The sequence below is a fragment of the Formosa sp. Hel1_33_131 genome, from assembly GCF_001735745.1.
In the GTDB taxonomy this organism is placed as follows: Bacteria; Bacteroidota; Bacteroidia; order Flavobacteriales; family Flavobacteriaceae; genus Hel1-33-131.
In genome coordinates this window covers 1,706,808-1,728,277 of sequence record NZ_CP017260.1, presented here as the reverse complement: position 1 = coordinate 1,728,277, position 21,470 = coordinate 1,706,808, and the positions used below count along the sequence as shown (strand labels likewise).

General features: G+C 38.4%; 18 protein-coding genes. 10 read left to right on the top strand and 8 right to left on the bottom strand.

What is annotated here, in order from left to right; genetic code table 11:
• Positions 1-57 precede the first annotated feature (57 nt).
• From purH to rodA, 6 genes are all read left to right on the top strand, one after another.
• Positions 58-1,590: a bifunctional phosphoribosylaminoimidazolecarboxamide formyltransferase/IMP cyclohydrolase gene (purH, locus tag FORMB_RS07790; protein ID WP_069676917.1), complete on the top strand. Its 1,533-nt coding sequence runs from the start codon at positions 58-60 to the stop codon at positions 1,588-1,590.
• Between the two features lie 98 nt (positions 1,591-1,688).
• Complete coding sequence (locus tag FORMB_RS07785; protein ID WP_069676916.1) at positions 1,689-2,717, top strand: rod shape-determining protein; 1,029 nt, start codon at positions 1,689-1,691, stop codon at positions 2,715-2,717.
• Between the two features lie 10 nt (positions 2,718-2,727).
• Positions 2,728-3,534 (top strand): rod shape-determining protein MreC, encoded by an 807-nt coding sequence (gene mreC, locus FORMB_RS07780; protein ID WP_069676915.1) that lies wholly within the window; start codon positions 2,728-2,730, stop codon positions 3,532-3,534.
• Complete coding sequence (mreD, locus tag FORMB_RS07775; RefSeq protein ID WP_069676914.1) at positions 3,527-4,033, top strand: rod shape-determining protein MreD; 507 nt, start codon at positions 3,527-3,529, stop codon at positions 4,031-4,033. The genes mreC and mreD overlap by 8 nt, the downstream gene beginning before the upstream one ends.
• On the top strand, positions 4,030-5,895 hold the full coding sequence (mrdA, locus tag FORMB_RS07770; protein WP_069676913.1) for a penicillin-binding protein 2: 1,866 nt from the start codon (positions 4,030-4,032) through the stop codon (positions 5,893-5,895). Before mreD ends, mrdA begins: the two co-directional genes overlap by 4 nt.
• Positions 5,892-7,172, top strand: coding sequence for a rod shape-determining protein RodA (gene rodA / locus FORMB_RS07765; RefSeq protein WP_069676912.1), 1,281 nt, complete (start codon positions 5,892-5,894; stop codon positions 7,170-7,172). The genes mrdA and rodA overlap by 4 nt, the downstream gene beginning before the upstream one ends.
• Before the next feature lies 1 nt (position 7,173).
• On the opposite strand, the gene gldC is transcribed toward rodA, so the two are convergent.
• On the bottom strand, positions 7,174-7,509 hold the full coding sequence (gldC, locus tag FORMB_RS07760; RefSeq protein WP_069676911.1) for a gliding motility protein GldC: 336 nt from the start codon (positions 7,507-7,509) through the stop codon (positions 7,174-7,176).
• On the bottom strand, positions 7,509-8,501 hold the full coding sequence (gene gldB / locus FORMB_RS07755) for a gliding motility lipoprotein GldB (protein ID WP_069676910.1): 993 nt from the start codon (positions 8,499-8,501) through the stop codon (positions 7,509-7,511). Before gldB ends, gldC begins: the two co-directional genes overlap by 1 nt.
• Before the next feature lie 246 nt (positions 8,502-8,747).
• On the opposite strand from gldB, the gene nadE reads away from it, so the two are divergent.
• Positions 8,748-9,536, top strand: coding sequence for an NAD(+) synthase (gene nadE, locus FORMB_RS07750; RefSeq protein WP_069676909.1), 789 nt, complete (start codon positions 8,748-8,750; stop codon positions 9,534-9,536).
• Positions 9,537-9,542: 6 nt separating this feature from the next.
• Positions 9,543-10,166, top strand: coding sequence for a response regulator (locus FORMB_RS07745; protein ID WP_069676908.1), 624 nt, complete (start codon positions 9,543-9,545; stop codon positions 10,164-10,166).
• A gap of 3 nt (positions 10,167-10,169) precedes the next feature.
• Here FORMB_RS07745 and dnaG read toward each other — a convergent pair whose 3' ends face one another.
• Entirely contained in the window at positions 10,170-12,122 is a 1,953-nt protein-coding gene (dnaG, locus tag FORMB_RS07740) for a DNA primase (protein ID WP_069677936.1), read from the bottom strand.
• Positions 12,123-12,214: 92 nt separating this feature from the next.
• Between dnaG and FORMB_RS07735 the strand changes: the two genes are divergently transcribed.
• Positions 12,215-13,489: an aryl-sulfate sulfotransferase gene (locus tag FORMB_RS07735; protein WP_069677935.1), complete on the top strand. Its 1,275-nt coding sequence runs from the start codon at positions 12,215-12,217 to the stop codon at positions 13,487-13,489.
• Between the two features lie 5 nt (positions 13,490-13,494).
• Here FORMB_RS07735 and FORMB_RS07730 read toward each other — a convergent pair whose 3' ends face one another.
• Positions 13,495-14,472, bottom strand: a complete 978-nt coding sequence (locus FORMB_RS07730) for a polyprenyl synthetase family protein (RefSeq protein ID WP_069677934.1) — start codon at positions 14,470-14,472, stop codon at positions 13,495-13,497.
• Between the two features lie 247 nt (positions 14,473-14,719).
• Here FORMB_RS07730 and FORMB_RS07725 point away from each other — a divergent pair, with 247 nt between their 5' ends.
• Positions 14,720-15,565, top strand: a complete 846-nt coding sequence (locus FORMB_RS07725) for a T9SS type A sorting domain-containing protein (RefSeq protein ID WP_069676907.1) — start codon at positions 14,720-14,722, stop codon at positions 15,563-15,565.
• 187 nt (positions 15,566-15,752) lie between these two features.
• Here the strand turns inward: FORMB_RS07725 and metF are convergent, their stop codons facing one another.
• The 4 genes from metF to FORMB_RS07705 are packed head-to-tail and all read right to left on the bottom strand — an operon-like array spanning position 15,753 to position 21,470.
• Positions 15,753-16,706 carry a methylenetetrahydrofolate reductase [NAD(P)H] gene (gene metF, locus FORMB_RS07720; RefSeq protein ID WP_069676906.1) on the bottom strand — a complete coding sequence of 318 codons (954 nt, stop codon included), beginning with the start codon at positions 16,704-16,706 and terminating at the stop codon, positions 15,753-15,755.
• A 10-nt stretch (positions 16,707-16,716) separates the two neighbouring features.
• Positions 16,717-19,395, bottom strand: a complete 2,679-nt coding sequence (gene metH / locus FORMB_RS07715; protein WP_069676905.1) for a methionine synthase — start codon at positions 19,393-19,395, stop codon at positions 16,717-16,719.
• Between the two features lie 2 nt (positions 19,396-19,397).
• The gene (locus FORMB_RS07710) at positions 19,398-20,396 is read right to left on the bottom strand and encodes a homocysteine S-methyltransferase family protein (RefSeq protein WP_069676904.1); all 999 of its coding nucleotides are present in this window, start codon (positions 20,394-20,396) and stop codon (positions 19,398-19,400) included.
• A gap of 24 nt (positions 20,397-20,420) precedes the next feature.
• A complete protein-coding gene (locus FORMB_RS07705; protein ID WP_069676903.1) occupies positions 20,421-21,470 on the bottom strand; it encodes an NAD(P)/FAD-dependent oxidoreductase in 1,050 nt (349 codons plus the stop codon).

Here is a 21,470-nt window from a genome sequence, read left to right as displayed (position 1 = left end):
GACTCCATTTTTCTGTGATAATTGCCTACTTTTGTTTTTTAATTTTTAGACTTCCAAATGAGCCAAAGCAAAACAATCAAATCCGCCTTAATATCCGTATTTAGCAAAGAGGGACTCGCACCCATTGTTGAAAAACTCAACGCACAAGGTGTGACCATCTACTCCACTGGAGGCACTCAAAAATTTATTAACGACTTAGGAATTAAGGTCGTACCCGCAGAAGAGATCACAGACTACCCTTCTATTCTTGGAGGACGTGTAAAAACCTTGCATCCAAAAATATTTGGTGGGATCTTAAACCGTCAAGACAATGCACAAGATGTGGAAGAAATGAATTCGTTTTCAATTCCTCAAATCGATGCTGTTATTGTGGATCTGTATCCATTTGAAAAAACAGTCGCATCAGGTGCTAGCAATGACGATATTATTGAAAAAATTGACATCGGTGGGATTTCATTAATTCGTGCCGCCGCCAAAAATTATAAAGATGTAATCTGTGTATCGTCTGTAGACGATTATGCTGAATTCTTAGGACTCATTTCTGAGGACGAAGGACGCATTTCAATTGAAGACCGCAAACGCTTTGCTACCAAATCCTTTAATGTGTCATCGCATTACGACAGTTCTATTTTTAATTATTTCAATAGCGAAAAAGAAGAGGTTGTTTTAAAAATTAGTGAAACCGAAGGCAAAGTACTTCGTTACGGAGAAAACCCACATCAAAAAGGCTATTTCTTTGGCGATTTTGAAGCCATGTTTACGAAGCTTCACGGAAAAGAATTGAGCTACAACAACCTATTGGATGTGGATGCCGCTGTGAACCTAATGAATGAATTTCATGATGAAAAACCAACGTTTGCCATTTTAAAACACAACAATGCCTGTGGTGTTGCACAACGAGAGACCATCCATCAAGCGTATGTAGATGCCTTGGCAGGAGATCCTGTATCGGCTTTTGGTGGTGTCTTAATTTCTAACAGCGAGATTGACTTGGCGACTGCTGAGGAAATTCACGGTTTATTTTGTGAAGTGGTCATTGCACCTTCTTTCAGTACAGAAGCAGAAACGCTTTTAAAAGGAAAAAAGAATAGAATTTTATTAATTCAAAATACGGTTGATTTACCCGAAACTGGTGTAAGAAGTTGTTTGAATGGTGTCTTAGTTCAGGAGAAAAACATGATTACCGATGAGCGAAAGATCTTGGAAAACGCAACTACTGCGACCCCAATTGAAAGTGAGATTGAAGATTTATTATTCGCTTCTAAAATATGCAAACACACCAAGTCAAATACTATTGTTTTAGCCAAAAACAAACAATTATTTGCGAGTGGAACGGGACAAACAAGTCGTGTCGATGCTTTAAATCAAGCCATCCATAAAGCGAATTCATTTGATTTCAAATTGAACGGTGCCGTGATGGCAAGTGATGCTTTTTTCCCATTTCCTGATTGTGTGGAAATTGCAAAAAATGCAGGAATTACAGCCGTCATCCAACCGGGAGGCTCCATTAAAGATCAGTTGAGTATTGATTATTGCAACGCCAACAATGTAGCGATGGTGTTTACAAAAACACGTCATTTTAAACACTAAATTATTTACGTAAAAGCTATTTTCAAACTCAAGTTTATTTTAGTACATTTACAAAACAGCATATTACTTTAATATTTTTGATAAATTTTTTATAGCATATGGGATTTTTTGACTTCTTGACAGAAGAAATAGCCATCGATTTAGGCACCGCCAACACTTTAATTATTCACAATGACAAAGTTGTGATTGACAGCCCTTCCATTGTTGCTAGAGACCGTGTCTCTGGAAAAATTATTGCGGTCGGTAAAGAAGCCAACTTGATGCAAGGAAAAACGCATGAAAACATCAAAACAATTCGCCCCCTGAAAGATGGTGTTATTGCAGATTTTGATGCGTCTGAACAAATGATAAGTTTGTTTATCAAAAGTATTCCAGCACTAAAGAATAAATTATTCACACCCTCTCTGAGAATGGTGATTTGTATTCCTTCGGGGATTACCGAAGTAGAAATGCGTGCGGTAAAAGAATCGGCTGAACGTGTGAACGGTAAAGAAGTGTATTTAATTCATGAACCAATGGCTGCGGCTATTGGGATTGGAGTGGATATCATGCAACCAAAAGGAAATATGATTGTGGACATTGGTGGTGGAACTACCGAAATTGCTGTGATTGCTCTCGGAGGTATTGTCTGTGACAAATCCGTAAAAGTAGCAGGAGATGTCTTTACAAATGATATCATATATTATATGCGTACACAACATAACCTATATGTTGGAGATCGCACCGCAGAAAAAATAAAAATACAAATTGGTGCCGCGACGGAAGATTTAGAAATTCCGCCAGATGAAATGAACGTTCAAGGGCGAGATTTGTTGACAGGAAAACCAAAACAGGTTCAAATTACGCACCGAGAAATTTCGAAAGCATTGGACAAATCGATTCTTAGAATTGAAGATTCCGTGATGGAAACCCTCTCACAAACACCTCCAGAACTGGCGGCTGATATTTACAACACAGGCATCTATCTTGCAGGTGGTGGATCGATGTTAAGAGGTTTGGACAAACGATTGTCTCAAAAAACAGACTTGCCTGTTTATATTGCGGAAGATCCGCTAAGAGCCGTTGTTAGAGGAACTGGAATTGTTCTAAAAAATATTGCGAAGTATAAAAGTGTCTTGATAAAATAGAACTTAAGTAATGCAACAACTTTTTAATTTCTTCATTAAAAACAAAACATTTGTCTTGTTTTTGTTGTTGTTTTCTTATGCCTTTTCACTCACGATTCAATCGCATGAGTATCACCGCAGTAAATTCCTGAATTCTTCCAATCAAATAACCGGGAGTATCTACGGCACGTTTCATGGCGTCACTCAATATTTCAATTTAAAAAAGGAGAACCAATTACTTCTAGAGGAAAATAGCCGCTTGAAAATGATGGTTTTTAGTCATGAGGATTCTGTTCCCGTCGATTCTGTTTTGGAATACAAATACGACTTGCACCCAAGTCTGGTTTATAAAAACAGCTTTTCTCTTCCCAATAATTATTTAACTCTTAACAAAGGGCGAAGCGACAGTATTAAAGAAGATTATGGCGTGATTACTTCCAAAGGTATTGTGGGAATCATTGACGCTACCTCTAAAAACTATTCTAGGGTGTTATCAATTTTAAATACAAACAGTCGGATTAATGTGAAATTACAAAAAACAAATTATTTTGGGATTTTGAGTTGGGATGGTAAATCTCCAGAAATAGCACAACTAAAAGACGTACAAGACCTTGTAGAATTGACTGTCGGAGATACGATTGTCACTAGTGGATACTCCTCAACCTTCCCTCCTAACATTCCTGTTGGAAGCATTAATTCTTACCGGCTCAATGATACAGAAGACCTTTATATTATTGATGTCAAATTGTTTAATGACATGAAAAATCTGGAGCATGTTTACATTATAAAAAATACAGATATTAACGAGCTAGAAGCCTTAAATCTTTCCGATGAATAATAGTGTATTGAAAACTATTTTAAGTTTTATAGGACTGGTTATATTTCAGGTCGTTGTCTGTAGTAATATCAATTTTTTAGGAGACCTGAATCCTTATGTCTATGTCATTTTTATATTGTTATACCCCATTGTAAACAATCGCTTGTTGTTTATTTTCGTGAGCTTTTTGTTAGGATTGTCTATCGATATATTTTTAGATTCTGGAGGAATGCACGCAGCAGCAAGTGTGGCTATTGCCTACATCCGACCACTTTTTCTGAAGTTTTCATTTGGAGCAGCGTATGATTATCAAGCAATAAAATTTAGCAACACTGGCTTTAGTCAACGCTTGGTTTACTTTTTATTCCTCATCGTAATTCATCATTTCATTTTATTTTCTCTTGTTTTGTTTGATGAAAATAAAATAGCATTAATCATTGAACAAGCCTTGTATTCCAGCATTTTTACATTGATACTTTGTTTACTCTTTTCATCACTATTTAGCAAAAAAGAAACATGAGAAAAGTACTGCTTTTTGGATTGGTTATTCTAACGGGGATTAGCTTTGTTGGACGTTTGTTTTATTTGCAAATTTACACTGCCGATGCCTTCGATATGGATAATGACAACGCCATTCGCAAAGTGTTTCATTACCCAAAACGCGGCTATATCTACGATCGAAATGACAGTCTTTTGGTGGCCAATCAACCGAGTTATGACGTGATGGTGATTCCTAGAGAAGTCGAGACTTTAGATACGCTTATGTTTTGTAAGCTTTTAAAAATTGACAAGCCCAATTTTCTTAAATATTACAACCGCGCCAAGCGCTATTCGCCCCGATTACCGTCGGTGTTTTTAGCACACCTTTCAAAAGAAGACTATGCTTTTCTCTCTGAAAAATTAAGAAAATTCAAAGGGTTTTATATTCAAAAAAGGTCCGTAAGAGATTATCAAACCTCCATTGGTGCCAATGTATTAGGCTACATCGCTGAGGCAAATACGAGTGAAATTGCAAAGGATTCCTACTACCGTCTTGGTGATTTGATTGGAAAGCAAGGCGTCGAAATTTCTTATGAAAAAATACTCAGAGGGATTAAAGGGGTGAAATACATCCAAAAAGATATTTACAACAGAGATATTGGCGCCTATAAAGACGAGGCGTTTGACACACTTCCAGTGCCTGGAAAAGACATTAAAATTACCATTGATTCTGAGCTTCAGGCCTATGGGGAATTACTGATGCAAAACAAAATTGGAGGGATTGTTGCCATTGAACCAAGTACAGGCGAAATATTAAGTCTTGTCTCCGCACCTTCTTACAATCCAAACTTATTAGTCGGCCGCCAACGCTCCAAAAACTACACCAAGCTATATTTAGATTCCATTCATCGGCCTTTAATCGATAAAGGTCTCACAAGAATGCATGTCCCAGGGTCGCCTTTTAAATTGTTAGTGGCATTAACCGCTTTACAAGAAAATGCTATCACTCCAAAAACAAATATTATTTGTTCGGGAAAATACATCTATGGAAAAAACAAACGCGTCATGCAGTGCCATTGTGGGGGTGGATTCAGAAATCTAGATTCTGGAATTAGTTATTCGTGTAACTCTTATTTTGCGATGGCTTTCAGAACGACTGTTGAAAAATATAGTGATGCTTCTGAGTCCATGGACATCTGGAGCAGTCATATAAAAAGTTTCGGTTTAGGGAATTTTTTGGGAAATGATTTATCGGTAGGAAAAAAAGGAAACATTCCTGATGGAAATTATTATGACCAATGGTATCCCGATTTTCAATGGGGTGCTACCACCATCATTTCTAATGCGATTGGTCAGGGTGAGATTTTAGTGACGCCCATTCAATTGGCAAATATGACTGCCGCCATTGCGAATAAAGGCTATTATTACACCCCTCACATCCTAAAATCTATTGAGGGTGAAGAGATGAATCCTAACTTTACAACCCCCAAACAAACGTCCATTAATCCTGGCTATTTTGATCCTATTATTGAAGGAATGCACGATGTCTATAAAAAAGGAACTGCCAGTTTTCTGAAAGTTCCGGGAATAGAAATTTGCGGTAAAACAGGCACCGCCGAAAATTTCACCAAAATTGACGGAGTACGGCAACAACTCACAGACCATTCCATATTTGTGGCTTTTGCTCCAAAAGATAATCCTAAAATTGCGATTGCCATTCTGGTTGAAAACGGATATTACGGTTCCCGTTGGGCAGGACGTATAGCCAGTTTGATGATTGAAAAATACATAAAAGGAGAAGTCACCTTAAAACGCATGGAAAAATTGGTTCTCGAAAAAAGTTTAGAAGACGAATACCTTAAACCTTACAGCGGCAAACCTTTTAAAATAAATGATAAATGAACCTGAATCGCGCCAATAGTTTTCAATTAGATTGGATGGCTGTAATTATTTTTACAGCACTGGTTATATTTGGGTATTTCAATATTTTATCCGCCTCTGCGGCGGGTGAGTTTACATCCTACTTTGACATTAGCAAGCCCTACGGCAAACAACTGATTTTTATCATAGGTTCTATTATCTTAATTATATTGATTTTATCCGTCGATGCTAAGTTTTACGAACGCTTTGCGAGCATCATTTACCTCGGATCCATTCTTTCTCTAATCGGTTTATTTATTTTCGGAAAGCAAATTAATGGGGCGATCTCTTGGTATGATTTTGGGGGGATGACTTTACAGCCAAGTGAATTTGCCAAATTCGCCACGGCCTTGGCCCTAGCAAAGTATATTAGCGACCTGCAAACCAACATCAAAGAACAAAAAGACCAGATAAGAGCAGCCTTCTTAGTCGGTATCCCAGCAGGTTTAATTCTGTTACAAAATGATGCGGGAAGCACCCTCGTTTTTGGAAGTTTATTTTTTGTGTTTTACAGAGAAGGCATTCCTCAGTACTACCTATTATTTGCAGTGTTTGTAGCATTTTTAGGCATTGCGACTTTAAAGTTTTCTGCAACAGCAGTATGTCTCTCAATGGCGGTACTACTTTTCATATATCAGCTATTTTTTAAACGTAAAAAGAAAAAAATAGGAGGTGTACTGGCGGTATTAATCTGTAGTATTGGATTGAGTTTTGGGGTGCAATGGGCCTATAATAACGTTCTTCAAAACCACCAACAAGATCGTATTGGACTTTGGCTTCGCTTGGAAAAAGATCCCGAAAAACTGCAAGCCATGAAGCGCAATATTTCTTACAACCTAAATGAGTCGGAGAAAGCAATTCGATCTGGAGGCACGTTTGGAAAAGGTTTTATGGATGGCACACGTACCAAAGGAAAATTTGTGCCAGAACAACACACCGATTATATCTTTAGTACCGTTGGTGAAGAATGGGGATTCTTTGGAAGTAGTGCCGTTATTCTACTATTTGTGTTGTTGATTCTACGCATTGTATATCTATCAGAACAGCAGAAATCACAATTTAGCAGGGTCTATGGCTACAGCGTCGCAAGTATTCTGTTTGTCCACTTTTTAATTAATATTGGGATGGTAATGGGACTCATTCCGACCATTGGAATTCCCTTACCCTTTTTTAGTTATGGAGGGTCAGGACTTTGGGCGTTTACAATCTTGGTTTTTATCTTTTTAAAACTAGATTCCAACCGCTTAAATGAATGGTAATTTACTTCTTTACAAGTTCTAATTTCTCAGCGAAATAATCACAGAAATCTTTCATCGTAGCGGTCATTTTCTCATCTTGAGTCGCACGTAAATAGGTGTCACTCATGGTCACCAATGTTTGATGAAAAAATAATTTCATTTCATCCACTGGCATGTCTTTGGTCCACAAATCAATACGAAGGGTTTCCTGTTTTTTTTGATCCCACACAGACAACATCATGGCCTTGGCTTCTTCATTAGCAACTCCTCCATCTTGAGCCGTCCAAAATAAATTTTCTGGCACGCGATTTTCGTCTAATTCTACGGTCATTTCTATCTTTGAAGTATGGGTTGCCATTATTTTTTTGGTTTAAATTTTGCGTTGTTAAAAATCTCTGTTGCTTCCATTTGAAGCATTTGAAGTAAAGGGGTTTCGTTGTTTTCCATATAGGATTTTACAATTTGCCATCCTATATATTGACCGAGCCGACCTGGCGACTCACTGTCCAATTCCAAATTAAATCGAGAAAAAGGAGCGGGTATGATAAACCGTGACAGTAATTTTCGATCCGTTTCATACAACAATTCCTTTTCAACAAAGTACTGCCATATATAAAACTCATTCTCTTCTGCCCATTCATATTGCGCTGAAGAATAACCTATTTTTTGATTGTTATCTTTAAATGGAATCAAAAGATCTTTCAAATACAATTGCTTCCCATAGTAAATCATTTCTTCTAGAAACGTGGCCCGTTTGGGTTGGTAAATCAATTGCTCTGCATAAGCCGTTGCCAAGTCTGAAACAATTTGATCCTTATTTAAATTTTGTTTGATGTAATCATAAAAACTTGCATAAAATTCATGCTCTGCTCCAAGATAAGTGTCTAATGCAATAAGCACAATAGAATCTGTAACGACCACTTTATTACGGTAATCAACATCAGAAAGTACCGTAATTAGCCGTGGTGTTTTGAGTGCTTTGTTATAATATTTAAGGTGCTGATAAAAGCTTATTATTTCAGATTCAATACTAGAGAAATCTTCAAAAACACTGTCTACCGCTTTATTTTGAAGCTGCTGAATTGGATCGCTCATACGTTGAACCCATACAGAGTCTGCATATCTTTTGGAAAATAAAAACGGATAGTTTTGTTTTAAAGCTGGAAGCTCCGAAGGTGCTGAAGTCGCAAACAACTGATCGAATCGTTCAATGTTTAAATTCAGAACAATTCCAGATATTTCTTTTTCAACTTTTGATGAATTTTGACATGAAAATACACAAATAACCAACAAAAAAACAATGGTTTTTAAGACCGAGAATGAGGTTGATTGCGTACTGTTGAATTTCAAATTATAAGTTTAATACCAATTGAATGGCAAAAGTAATTAATCTATTTTGGATAAGGGGTTTGATTATATTAAAAATTAAAGGCGCATCATCAATCTCTCACTTTTAAACATAGCGAATAACTTCACTAAATTAACAAACGAAAAACTAACCAATGAATTGTCTTTTAAGTGTATTATCTTTACCTAGATAAAAATAAATTATCTAGAATAGTTTACTTTTGTGTCACTATCAAAAAAATGAAATCTATGAACACAAAATCAGTGACACCCCATATTGTAGAATGGTTAAAAACCTATGCCGAAAACGCAAAGGTCAGTGGTTTTGTGGTTGGCGTTTCTGGCGGGGTGGATTCTGCAGTGACCTCAACACTTTGTGCCCTCACGGGACTGGATGTGATGTGTTTAGAAATGCCCATTCACCAAACAGAAAGTCATGTGTCAAGAGCTCAGGAACACATCGAACAACTGAAAAATAGGTTTCCAAATGTACAGTCCACTCGGGTTGATTTAACACCCGTTTTTGAAAGTTTTAAATCTGAAATTGATTTGGAAGGCAGCACAATCATGGTCGATATGGCATTGGCAAATTCGAGAGCACGGTTGCGAATGACCACTCTTTATTACTATGCGGGACTTTTAGGAAAACTAGTGGCTGGAACCGGAAATAAAGTGGAAGATTTTGGCGTTGGATTTTATACAAAATATGGAGATGGCGGCGTGGACCTCAGCCCAATTGCAGACCTCTTAAAATCGGAAGTGTACGATTTAGGAAGGGCTTTAGAAATCCCTGAAAGCATCTTAACCGCAGCACCAAGTGATGGTTTGTTTGGGGACTCCCGAAGTGACGAAGACCAAATTGGGGCTTCGTATCCCGAATTGGAATGGGCTATGAAGGAGGTTGAAAACGGAAAAACAGTGGACGATTTTGAAGGCAGAGAACGTACGGTTCTTGAAATTTATTCACGCTACAATGCGGCCAATAAACATAAAATGAACCCCATCCCTGTCTGTGAAATTCCTCAAAACTTAAAATAAAATAACATGATTCGAGTCCTCGTTGCAGATCATCAACCCATTGTAAGCTATGGGATTCGTGTGTTGTTTGAGAACTCAGCAGATATTAAAATTGTAAACACCGCAAACTCTGCAAAGCAACTTTTAGACTATCTCAAAAAATCCAATACAGACATCGTTCTCATGACTATGGACCTTCCGGACATCAATGGAATCACGGTGCTTCGTACGATAAAAAAAGAATTTAACGATGTAAGTGTGATTATTTTTAGCACACATCCAGAGGATATTTATGCGATCAGCGCGATCAAAGCAGGGGCTTCTGGTTATCTCTCTAAAACGGTGACCACCTCTACCATCAAACGCGCCATTCTAAAGGTGTTTAAAGGAGGTATTTATGTCAGTAAGGAACTTGCGGAGAGTCTTACCTTTGAAAAAAATAATCTCGGAACCATGAATTTGTACAAGAAACTTTCGACCCGTGAAGTGGAAGTTTTGAAGCTCATATCTTCTGGGAAAAGAAACAAAGACATTGCGGATCAATTGAACATCAATGAAAAAACCGTGAGTACTTATAAACTGCGTTTGATGAAAAAATTAAATGTTTCAAATCTTGTCGAATTGATCGATCACGGACGTCAGAACAAATAACGTTTAGAGGACGCGACTCAGTTTTCTGGATAACAACATTTTTAAATTGGAGTAATTCAACACATCTTCCAAAAGCGTTCTGTGGTCCACTTCATCCTGCGTATCTTGTTTGATTTCATCCACTTTTCGGTCGATTAAAAAACAACGCAAAGTCAAAATTGTTTCACTGACCAACTGCGCAATACTCACATCTTTTTGTTTTGGAAAAATATTATTTTTCTCCCAATTATGAAGATTGTAGCGTTCTTCATTCATCAAAATATCAGTCACATCGGATGCTAACACAGGATCTAAATGATTCACAAAAGATTCAATCACAAAATCTTCTGTCTGGTTTAAACTGTCGATAATCGTATAATAAAGCGTTTTGAAATTCTCATTGGTAAACTGCATTTCATCCTCTTGTAAATCCAGAAATATTTTCTCAAAAACTTTAACCTCATGAATGACGGGTTCGAGCGCCAATGCTCCTTTGTCGTTTTCTTTCAAAATTAAATCTTCGAAAGACTCTTTTCGACTTCCGTATAAGAGTAATATTTCAATGATTTTTTGTTCCAGCTCGTACTGAATGTCCACTTTTATGGGTGCTGCTGTGGATTTGACAACTTCAAATGCTTTTTGTTTTTGATTGTAAGATTTGTTGGCGTCATTCTCCGCTTTTTTTCCCATCTGCGCCAGTGTACTAAAAAGCACTCCTTCGCTAATGTCCATAATACGAGAACACTCCCGCACATAAATTTCACGTTGAATGTTATCGGTCACTTTAGAAATACTGGTGACCATGTCCCGAATCAAATTGGCTTTTGCCACTGGATCATTTTGCGCTTCTTCCATCAACAAAGATGCTTTATAAGCAATAAAATCCTTTGCGTTTTCTTTTAGATAGGCTTGTAATTCTTCAAGCGTATTTTGTTTTGCAAAACTGTCCGGATCTTCACCTTCTGGAAAGGTGCAAATTTTGACATTCATGCCTTGCTCCAAAATCAAATCGATCCCACGAAGTGCGGCTCTTATTCCTGCGGGATCGCCATCAAACAGGACTGTAATGTTTTTTGTCAAGCGATTGATCAATCGAATTTGGTCAGGCGTCAAAGCAGTTCCCGAAGAGGACACCACATTTTTAATCCCTTTCTGATGGAATTGAATCACATCGGTATAGCCTTCTACCAAATAACAATTATCTTCTTTGGCGATCGTTTGTTTGGCATAGTAAATTCCATATAAGACTTTACTTTTGTGATAAATATCACTCTCTGGAGAGTTGAGATATTTGGCTGCTTTTTCGTTCTTAGCCAAAATTCTTCCACCAAATCCAAGTACCCGTCCAGACATGCTATGAATGGGAAACATCACCCGCCCTTTGAAACGGTCAAACTGTTTGGTTTCTTTCACAATCGAAAGACCCGTGCTTTCTAAATATTTTAACTGATACCCTTTTTTAAGCGCTGAATCTGTCAATCCACTCCAAGCATCCGTAGAATACCCCAACTGAAAATCTTTGATCGTCTCTTCAGTAAATCCACGTTCCTTAAAATAACTAAGGCCAATCGCTTTTCCAGCATCGGTTTTAAGCAGTGTATTATGAAAATAGGTTCTCGCGTACTCACTGACCAAATACATACTTTCACGTTCTCCGGCGGCTTCTTTATCAGAATCCGACTGTACGGTTTCCTCAATTTCAATGTTATATTTTCGAGCTAAATATTTGATGGCTTCAGGATAGGTGAAATGCTCATGTTCCATTAAGAATGAAACGGAGGTTCCTCCTTTTCCTGTTGAAAAATCTTTCCAAATTTGTTTTACAGGAGACACCATAAAACTTGGGGTGCGTTCTTCACTAAAAGGGCTTAAACCTTTAAAGTTACTTCCCGATTTTTTTAATTGCACAAAATCGCCGATCACTTCCTCTACACGGGCAGTGTCAAATACTTGATCTATGGTGGCTTTTGATATCAAATTAAATGCTTTTTTTAAAAGATTTTTTTCGGGCTCATAAAAATACAAGAATTAAGTTAGATACATTACACATTTTTGTTTATTTTTGGATCATGAAATGTAAAGCCCCAATTACTTTTCTGTTTATCCTCTTGAGTTTTAGCTGTAAAGACGACACAGAAATTACGCCCCCTGAACCCGAAGTTATTTTAACGGATAACGTTCTAGTGTATGATTCCGAAAAAATTCATGACCATCTAAGTTTACTTGTTAAAAGCGGAAGAACAACATCCCTTTTAGTAGACAAACAAGGGAATACGCTTTATGAATGGAACTTTGAAACAAATCTTGGAAACGATTTTGAACTGTTACCCGATGGAAAAAGCATTGGAATGTTTAAACGATCCGATCCGGTTGTTAACTTTGGAGGCTATGGAGGTGTTGTCAAAATTTTTGACGAAGCTGGAACTGAAGCCTGGAGTTACGATTACGTCAACGGAAACGACATCGGACACCATGACGTTGAAATGTTGCCAAATGGAAATGTGATTTTTTTAGTCTGGGAGGAAATTGATGCTGCTGAAGTACAAGCTGCTGGAGTCGATTTTGATTCAAACGTTTATGTAGAAACATTAATCGAAGTCAATCCCAATACCAATCAAGTGGAATGGGAATGGCGCAGCTGGGATCATATTGTTCAAGAACATGATTCCAATGCCCCTAATTACGGCGCAATATCAGACAACCCACAACGCATCAATATCAACTATAATTTAAAGCCTAGCGGAGACTTTATGCATGCTAATGGCCTCAGTTACGACGCTGTCAAAGATGTTGTCTATATAAGTGTCAATTTCTTTAGTGAGGTGTGGGCTGTCGACCACAGCACCACAATCAATGAAGCAAGCAGTAACTCCGGTGGAAATTACAACAAAGGCGGCGATTTGCTGTACCGTTTTGGAAACCCTATGGCCTATAACAATTCATCTGGAACGCGAACGTTTTACAGCAATCACTTTCCTAATTTATTAAAAAACGGAGTCCCTGGAGCAGGCAATATGTTGATTTATGGTAATTCCGGTCCTGACGGATTGCAACAATCTACTGTTTATGAAATGAGGCTTCCTGAACCTTATTCATTGCTGCCTAATACCAACAACGAACCCACAACTGTATGGAGCTTTACGGATGAAGAACTGCACTTTGTAAGAATTTCGGGAGCGGACCGATTGGGCAATGGAAACACGCTCATTTGTGAAGGTGATTTTGGAATGTGGGAAGTCACCCCTGATGGCGATGTTGTTTGGAAGTATGAAAGCGAACCCAGTTCATGGAGGGCTTATGGCTATGAATTTGGAAGTCCCGCAGTAAAACACCTAGGGCTTTAGTCCCCTTACTTATTTCTTTCAATGACGTAGTTCACCATCAAAATCAGAGATTTTTTGTAAGGCGATTCTGGGAACGGTTCGAGTAATTTTAAAGCCTGCTCCTGAAATGCTTTCATCTTTGACACCGCATAGTCCAAACCGCCATTGTCTTTTACAAAAGCAATCACTTCTTTCACACGTTTGGAGTCTTTGTTGTGATTTTTAACAGAGTTAATTAACCAACTTTTTTCTTTTTTAGAACAGTGGTTCAACACATATATAAGTGGAAGCGTCATTTTCTGTTCTTTGATATCAATTCCCGTAGGTTTCCCAATTTGTTGGGTACCGTAATCAAACAAGTCATCTTTTATTTGAAACGCCATTCCAATAAGCTCTCCAAATTTACGCATCGTTTCCACCTCTTCAGAAAGGGGTTTCACGGAGGCGGCACCCAAACTACAACAGGCGGCAATAAGCGTGGCTGTTTTTTGACGAATTATTTCGTAATAGATGGCTTCGGTAATGTCTAGGTTTCTGGCTTTTTCGATTTGCAACAACTCGCCTTCGCTCATTTCACGAACGGCTACTGAGATTATTTTTAAGAGGTCAAAATCATTATTATCAATACACAACAAAAGCCCTTTTGATAATAAAAAATCGCCTACCAAAACGGCAATCTTATTTTTCCAAAGCGCATTTATGGAGAAAAAACCACGGCGACGGTCGCTTTCATCCACCACATCGTCATGCACCAAAGTAGCGGTGTGAATCAATTCAAGCACGGATGCTCCTCTGTAGGTGCGTTCGCTCACTTCCCCATTGGAAATCATCTTAGCCGTCAAAAACACAAACATAGGACGCATTTGTTTTCCCTTGCGGTTGACAATATAATGCGTAATACGGTTCAGAAGTGCCACCCGACTGGACATGGACAATCGAAATTTCTTTTCGAAAAGCTCCATCTCATAAGTGATTGGTTTTTTTATGGTTTCAATTTTCTTCAAACAGTCTTCATTGAAATCCAAAATTACACATATAAAACGTATTGTTTCTTAGAAATACGTTAAATAATTGAAACTGCGAAATGCTGATTATTGAATCTTTATGTTTAATAGAACATTATTAATTTAATAGATCAAAACTGCTATTTATTTAACAAAAACCTCAAAACGAAAGCCTTAATGTTACATTATTTTTGTTTTATTTATTTATTTTGTTTAACTTTACTCCTTAATCAATAAACAAAATATTATGAAAAAAATTACTTTATTAGCCCTATTAGTAGGGTTTTTTAGCTATTCACAAGACCCATTATGGTCTACAGATTGTGATGATTATGCAACAGCGGACTATCTAGTTATTGATGCTGACGGGGATACTTTTGGTTTCCAAGCCATGAATGCAGCCGAAAGTGAGCTTGACCCAGTTACGATAGCGTTTTTCTCAGAATCATTTCACAATGATACTCTTACAGCATTAACACCTGACAATTGGATTTTTAGTCCTGAAATGACTATTCCTGCCAATACAGAAAGTGTTACTATATCTGTTGATGTGTATGCAGCAGATTCCTCTTGGGCCGGAGAAAAATTTTCTATTGGACTGTATGAATCAGTAGGAACTGAAGATGCTCAATCTTTACCTTTTCATACTGAAATATTAACGAGTGCTGCAAGTGTGGATTCTCCAAAAACCGTTTCTATTACAATTGAGAACGTCGACGCCGTGACAAATTTTTCTAACCTAACCGTAAGAATGTTTGTTAGACACTGGGATTGCACAGATATGTTTCGGTTAGTGATAGATAATATGTCCGTAACTGTTAACTCTAGCCTTTCTGTTGAAGGTTTTAATACATCAGACGTAGAACTTTATCCAAATCCAACAAACGGGTTAATTAATATCGCAGGTACTGACATTAGAAATATCAAAGAAATTTCAATTTTCAATCAACTTGGACAGAAGGTTATGAATCTTAATGCATCTCAACTTAACAACAATTCATTTGATATCTCTGATTTGAATAAGGGTATTTATTTTGTTCAACTTAAAGACAACTCAAACAATAGTAAGACAATGAAAATCGTCAAAGAATAAGGCTTAATTACTACAATATAAAGAGGTCGTCTAAAAAGTAGAAAACCTGTCATTCTGAATTTATTTCAGAATCTCAAAATGTTGAAAATCAATAATTATGAGAAGCTGAAACGAGTTCAGCTTGACAAGAAAAAGACTTTTCAGACAGCCTCTTTTTTATTATACAGAATTCTGGGAGGTTCACCACTTAAAACAACTGGGAAGCAATGGCTTTGATATTATCACTTTTTCCCATCGAATAATAATGCAATACCGGCACGCCAAAGTCCAGTAATTCTTTGGACTGCTGAATGGTCCACTCCACGCCTACTTGTCGTATTTGTGCGTTTGTGTCACATTTATTCACTTCTTTGATGAGCGCTTCTGGCAAGTCTATTTTAAAAACTTGTGGTAGTAATTGTAAATGTTTTTCAATAGCCAAGGGCTTAATCCCTGGGATGATGGGAACAGTAATCCCCATTTCTCTCGCCATTTTTACAAATTCAAAATACCGTTGGTTATCAAAAAACATTTGAGTCACCACATAATCTGCGCCTGCATCGACTTTTTCTTTTAAGCGCAACAAATCCGAATGCAAGGAAGGCGATTCAATGTGTTTTTCGGGATAGCCCGCAACACCAATGCAAAAATCAGGTTTGTTGTCAACTTCTTCAACATCGTGTAAATACTGTCCTTTGTTTAATTTATGTATTTGCTGCACCAAATCTGTTGCATAGTTATGTCCGCCTTTGGTCTGTTCAAAATATTTTTGATGCGGCATCGTATCGCCTCGAAGTGCCATCACATTGTCAATTCCCAAATAATGACAATCGACCAACAGATACTCTGTTTCTTCTTTGGTGAACCCGCCACAAAGTACGTGCGGAATGGTATCCACCTCGTATTTGTGTTTGATGGCGGCGCAAATTCCCAAAGTTCCGGGGCGCATTCTGGTGATTTTCCGATCAAACAAGCCCTTTTTTTCTATATAGATATACTCCTCTCTTGACGTGGTCACGTCAATAAAAGGTGGATTGAATTCCATCAATGGATCGATGTTATTATACAACTCCTGAATATTTTTTCCTTTTTTAGGGGGAATAATTTCAAATGAAAATAAAGTCTTTCCGTTGGCGTTTTTTAAATGGTCTGTAACTTTCATAATTGGCTGTTTAGTTTGCTAAATTTGGGTTTAACCATTTTTGAGCATCTTCGATACTAATGTCTCTTCGTTTTGAATAATCAATCAATTGATCTTCTGTAATTTTTCCCAAACCAAAATACTTGGCTTCAGGATTTCCAAAATAATACCCACTGACACTGGCGGCTGGCCACATGGCCAAACTTTCGGTGAGCTCCACTCCTATCTGTTGTTCGACTTCCAAAAGTTTCCAAATCGTTTGTTTCTCCAAATGGTCTGGACAGGCAGGATAGCCGGGCGCGGGACGAATGCCTTTGTACGTTTCTTTGATTAAATCGGTATTGGAAAGGGCTTCATCCGCAGCGTAGCCCCAATGATTGACCCGTACTTCTTTGTGTAAGTATTCCGCAAAAGCTTCTGCCAATCGATCGGCGAGGGCTTTGATCATAATGGAGTTATAATCGTCATGATCTGCTTCAAATGCTTCGGCAAGTGCTTTGGTTCCAAAACCTGTACTCACACAAAAACAACCCATATAATCGGTTTGCCCAGTTGACTTCGGGGCAATAAAATCAGACAGTGCGATATTGGGAACTTCCGCTCGTTTTTTGAGTTGCTGACGAAGCGTTAAAAAGGTATGTTGTATATCTCCGTTTTCGTCATAAATTTCAATGTCATCATCATTGATTGTATTGGCTGGAAACAATCCAAAAATGGCTTTGGCTCCCAATAATTTCTCTGAAAAAATACGTTGCAACAATTCTTGAGCATCTTTAAACAATTCGGTAGCTTGTTCTCCTACAACCTCATCTGTTAATATGTTGGGATATTTCCCATGAAGGTCCCAACTTCTAAAAAACGGACTCCAATCAATGAATTCTTCAAGTTTTGTAATGTCAAACTCTTGAATCACTTGAATCCCTAATTTTTTAGGTTTGACAATGGTCGTTTGTTCCCAGTTAATTTTATATTTTTTGGAGCGGGCTTCCTCTATAGAAATGTATTCCTTTTGCTTGGTTCTGCTTAAAAATTGCTCTCTAAATACATCGTAAGACGTTCTTAAATCGCTAAGGTGTTGTTGGTTGTCTTTTTTGAGTAAATCACCTACCACAGTCACAGCTCTAGACGCATCGTTGACATGAATGACTGTATGGCTATAGTGGGGCGCAATCTTCACCGCAGAATGCGCTTTGGAGGTCGTCGCCCCACCAATCATTAGAGGGATTTTGAACCCTTGCTTTTCCATTTCTTTGGATACATAGACCATCTCGTCTAAAGAGGGCGTAATGAGCCCACTGAGCCCAATAATATCCACTTGTTCTTTGATGGCGGTTTCTATGATTTTTTCAGGCGGCACCATCACGCCTAAATCTACAATCTCATAATTATTACAACCTAAAACAACACTCACAATATTTTTTCCAATATCATGCACATCGCCCTTGACGGTTGCCATTAAAATTTTACCAGCAAATTCAATTTTTCCGTCTTTTTCGGCCTCAATAAAGGGTTGTAAATGTGCCACGGCGCGTTTCATCACACGGGCGGATTTGACCACTTGTGGCAAAAACATTTTACCACTGCCAAATAAATCGCCCACCACATTCATCCCGATCATTAGATTGCCTTCAATAACCTCAATGGGTTTTTGAGCTAATACGCGCGCTTCTTCTACATCTTCTACAATGAAGGCATCGATTCCTTTGACCAAACCATGAGTGATGCGCTCTTGTAAGGGTTTATTTCGCCATTCTAAAACAGCGACCTCAACATCGTTTTTTTGTCCTTTTAAGGTTTCTGCCAAGTCCAAAAGGCGTTCGGTAGCATCGTCTTTTCGATCAAACAAAACATCCTCCACACACTCCAATAAATCTTTAGGAATTTCATCGTAAATCTCCAACATGGTTGGATTGACAATGCCTATGTTCATGCCGTTTTTAATCGCGTGGTAGAGGAAAGCCGAGTTGATGGCTTCTCTAGCAATATTATTTCCACGAAATGAAAATGACACATTACTCACCCCTCCAGAAACATTGGCATAAGGTAAGTTGGTACGAATCCATTTGGTGGCTTGAAAAAAGTCTAAAGCATTTTTACGGTGTTCGTCCATTCCAGTAGCCACAGGAAATATATTGGGGTCAAAAATGATGTCTTGGGGTGCAAATTTGACAACCTCCACTAAAATATCATACGAACGCTTGCAAATATCGATGCGGCGTTGGTAGGTATCTGCTTGCCCTGTTTCATCAAAAGCCATCACAATCACAGCAGCGCCATAGCGTTTGACTAATTTGGCTTGACGGATAAATTCTTGTTCGCCTTCTTTAAGACTGATGGAATTGACCACACATTTTCCCTGTACGACTTTCAGTCCGGCTTCGATGATTTCCCATTTAGAGCTATCGATCATAACAGGCACTCTGGAAATATCAGGTTCGGATGCGATGAGATTCAAAAAAGTGGTCATCGCATAGACGCCGTCCAACATCCCTTCGTCCATATTGACATCAATGATTTGCGCACCTCCATCCACTTGATCTCTAGCAACGGATAAAGCTTCTTCGTATTTTTCTTCTTTGATTAACCTCAAAAATTTTCTTGATCCCGTCACGTTGGTACGTTCACCGACGTTTACAAAATTAGATTCTGGAGTGACGACTAAAGGCTCGAGTCCAGAAAGGGTCAGGTATTTTTTACAGTCACTCTCCATAACTAGTTGTGTTTTAATTGACGTGGTTGGTAGTTTTGAGAGGCTTCAAAAATTGACTTGATATGCGCTGGATTGGTGCCGCAGCAACCGCCAATCACATTGATTAAATCGTCTTTAAAATAGGCCTCAATAAAGGCGGTCATTTCTTCTGGAGTTTCGTCATATTCTCCAAAAGCATTAGGCAACCCTGCATTGGGATGTGCCGAGGTATAAAAGTTAGTTTCGTTGGAAAGGCGTTGTAAATACGGACGCAGTTGATCGGCTCCCAAAGCACAATTAAACCCAACACTCAATAGGGGAATGTGTGAAATGGAAGTCAAAAAAGCTTCGACCGTTTGCCCTGAAAGCGTGCGCCCCGAAGCGTCTGTAATGGTTCCCGATACCATGATCGGAATGTCTGTGTTGCGTTCTTCTTTCACCTCTTCGATAGCGAACAAAGCTGCCTTGGCATTTAAGGTATCAAAGATGGTTTCTACCAACAGTAAATCGACGCCGCCATCCATGAGTGCTTCGACTTGAAGTTTATACGAAATGCGTAATTCATCAAACGTAATGGCGCGGTATTCCGGTCGGTTGACATCTGGGGATAAGCTGGCTGTTTTGTTTGTCGGCCCAATACTTCCGGCAACAAACCGGGGTTTGTGAGGCTCGGATTTGGTGAATGTATCTGCAACACGTTTGGCTATTTTGGCGGATTCGTAATTCAGCTCATAAACCAAATTTTCCATGTTGTAATCTGCCATCGCAATAGACGTTCCTGAAAAAGTATTGGTCTCGACGATATCGGCTCCGGCTTCAAAATATTTATGATGAATTTCGGCAATCGCATCGGGTTGTGTCAAACTTAACAAATCGTTGTTTCCTTTTAAAGAAGTAGGATAATCCTTAAAACGCTCGCCTCTATAATCTTCTTCAGAAAAATCATAGTCTTGAAGCATGGTTCCCATGGCTCCATCTAAAATCAAGATTCGTTTTTGTAGTTCGTTATAAATGTTTGACATCCTAAATTGAGTTTTTCTAATTAGTTATGCAAGTGCTTTGACCACCGCTTTTGGGGCTTCTTTCCGACTGCCGTCAAATCCGTCAATGCCACTTACGGTGGTGTATTTTAAAACGTATTTCTTCCCCGGGTTGATGATTTTATAGGCGGCTTGACACATCAGTGTTGCTTCGTGAAATCCACAAAGAATCAGCTTTAATTTCCCCGGATAGGTGTTGACATCTCCAATCGCAAATATACCTGGGATGTTTGTTTGATAATCCAAGGTATCCACTTTGATGGCGTTTTTTTCGATTTCTAAACCCCAATTGCCAATGGGTCCTAATTTTGGCGATAATCCAAATAAGGGGATAAAATAATCCGTATCGATCCTAAGTTCTTCGCCTTCTTTGGAAACCACTACGTTTTCGATGTGATCTTCCCCACCAATTTTGGTAACCACGGCAGGCGTGATTAAATTAATTTTTCCTGAAGCTGTCAAATCTTGAACTTTTTCTAAAGAATCCAAGGCACCTCTGAACTCGTTTCGTCGATGAATCAAAGTAACTTCTTTTGCGACATCTGCCAAAAAGATACTCCAGTCTAAGGCTGAATCGCCCCCTCCAGAAATCACAACCCGCTTATCGCGGTACACTTCGGGGTCTTTAATGAAATAATTAAGTCCTCTATTTTCATAAAAATCACGGTGTTCTAAATCTGGTTTTCTCGGTTCAAAAGAACCTAAACCTCCTGCAATGGCAACAATAGGCGCCGCATGTTTGGTGCCTTTATTGGTGGTGACAATAAAACTACCGTCTTCTAGTTTTTCAATGGTTTCAGCACGTTCTCCAAGGGTAAACCCTGGTTCAAATTGTTTGCCTTGCTCTAACAAGTTTTCGGTAAGATCGCCTGCTAATATTTCAGGAAATCCTGGAATATCATAAATCGGTTTTTTGGGGTATATTTCTGAGCACTGCCCACCTGCTTGTGGAAGTGCATCTATAATATGACATCTCAGTTTCAGCAATCCTGCTTCAAAAACGGTAAAAAGCCCTGTGGGTCCTGCGCCTATTATTAAAATATCTGTTTGAATCAT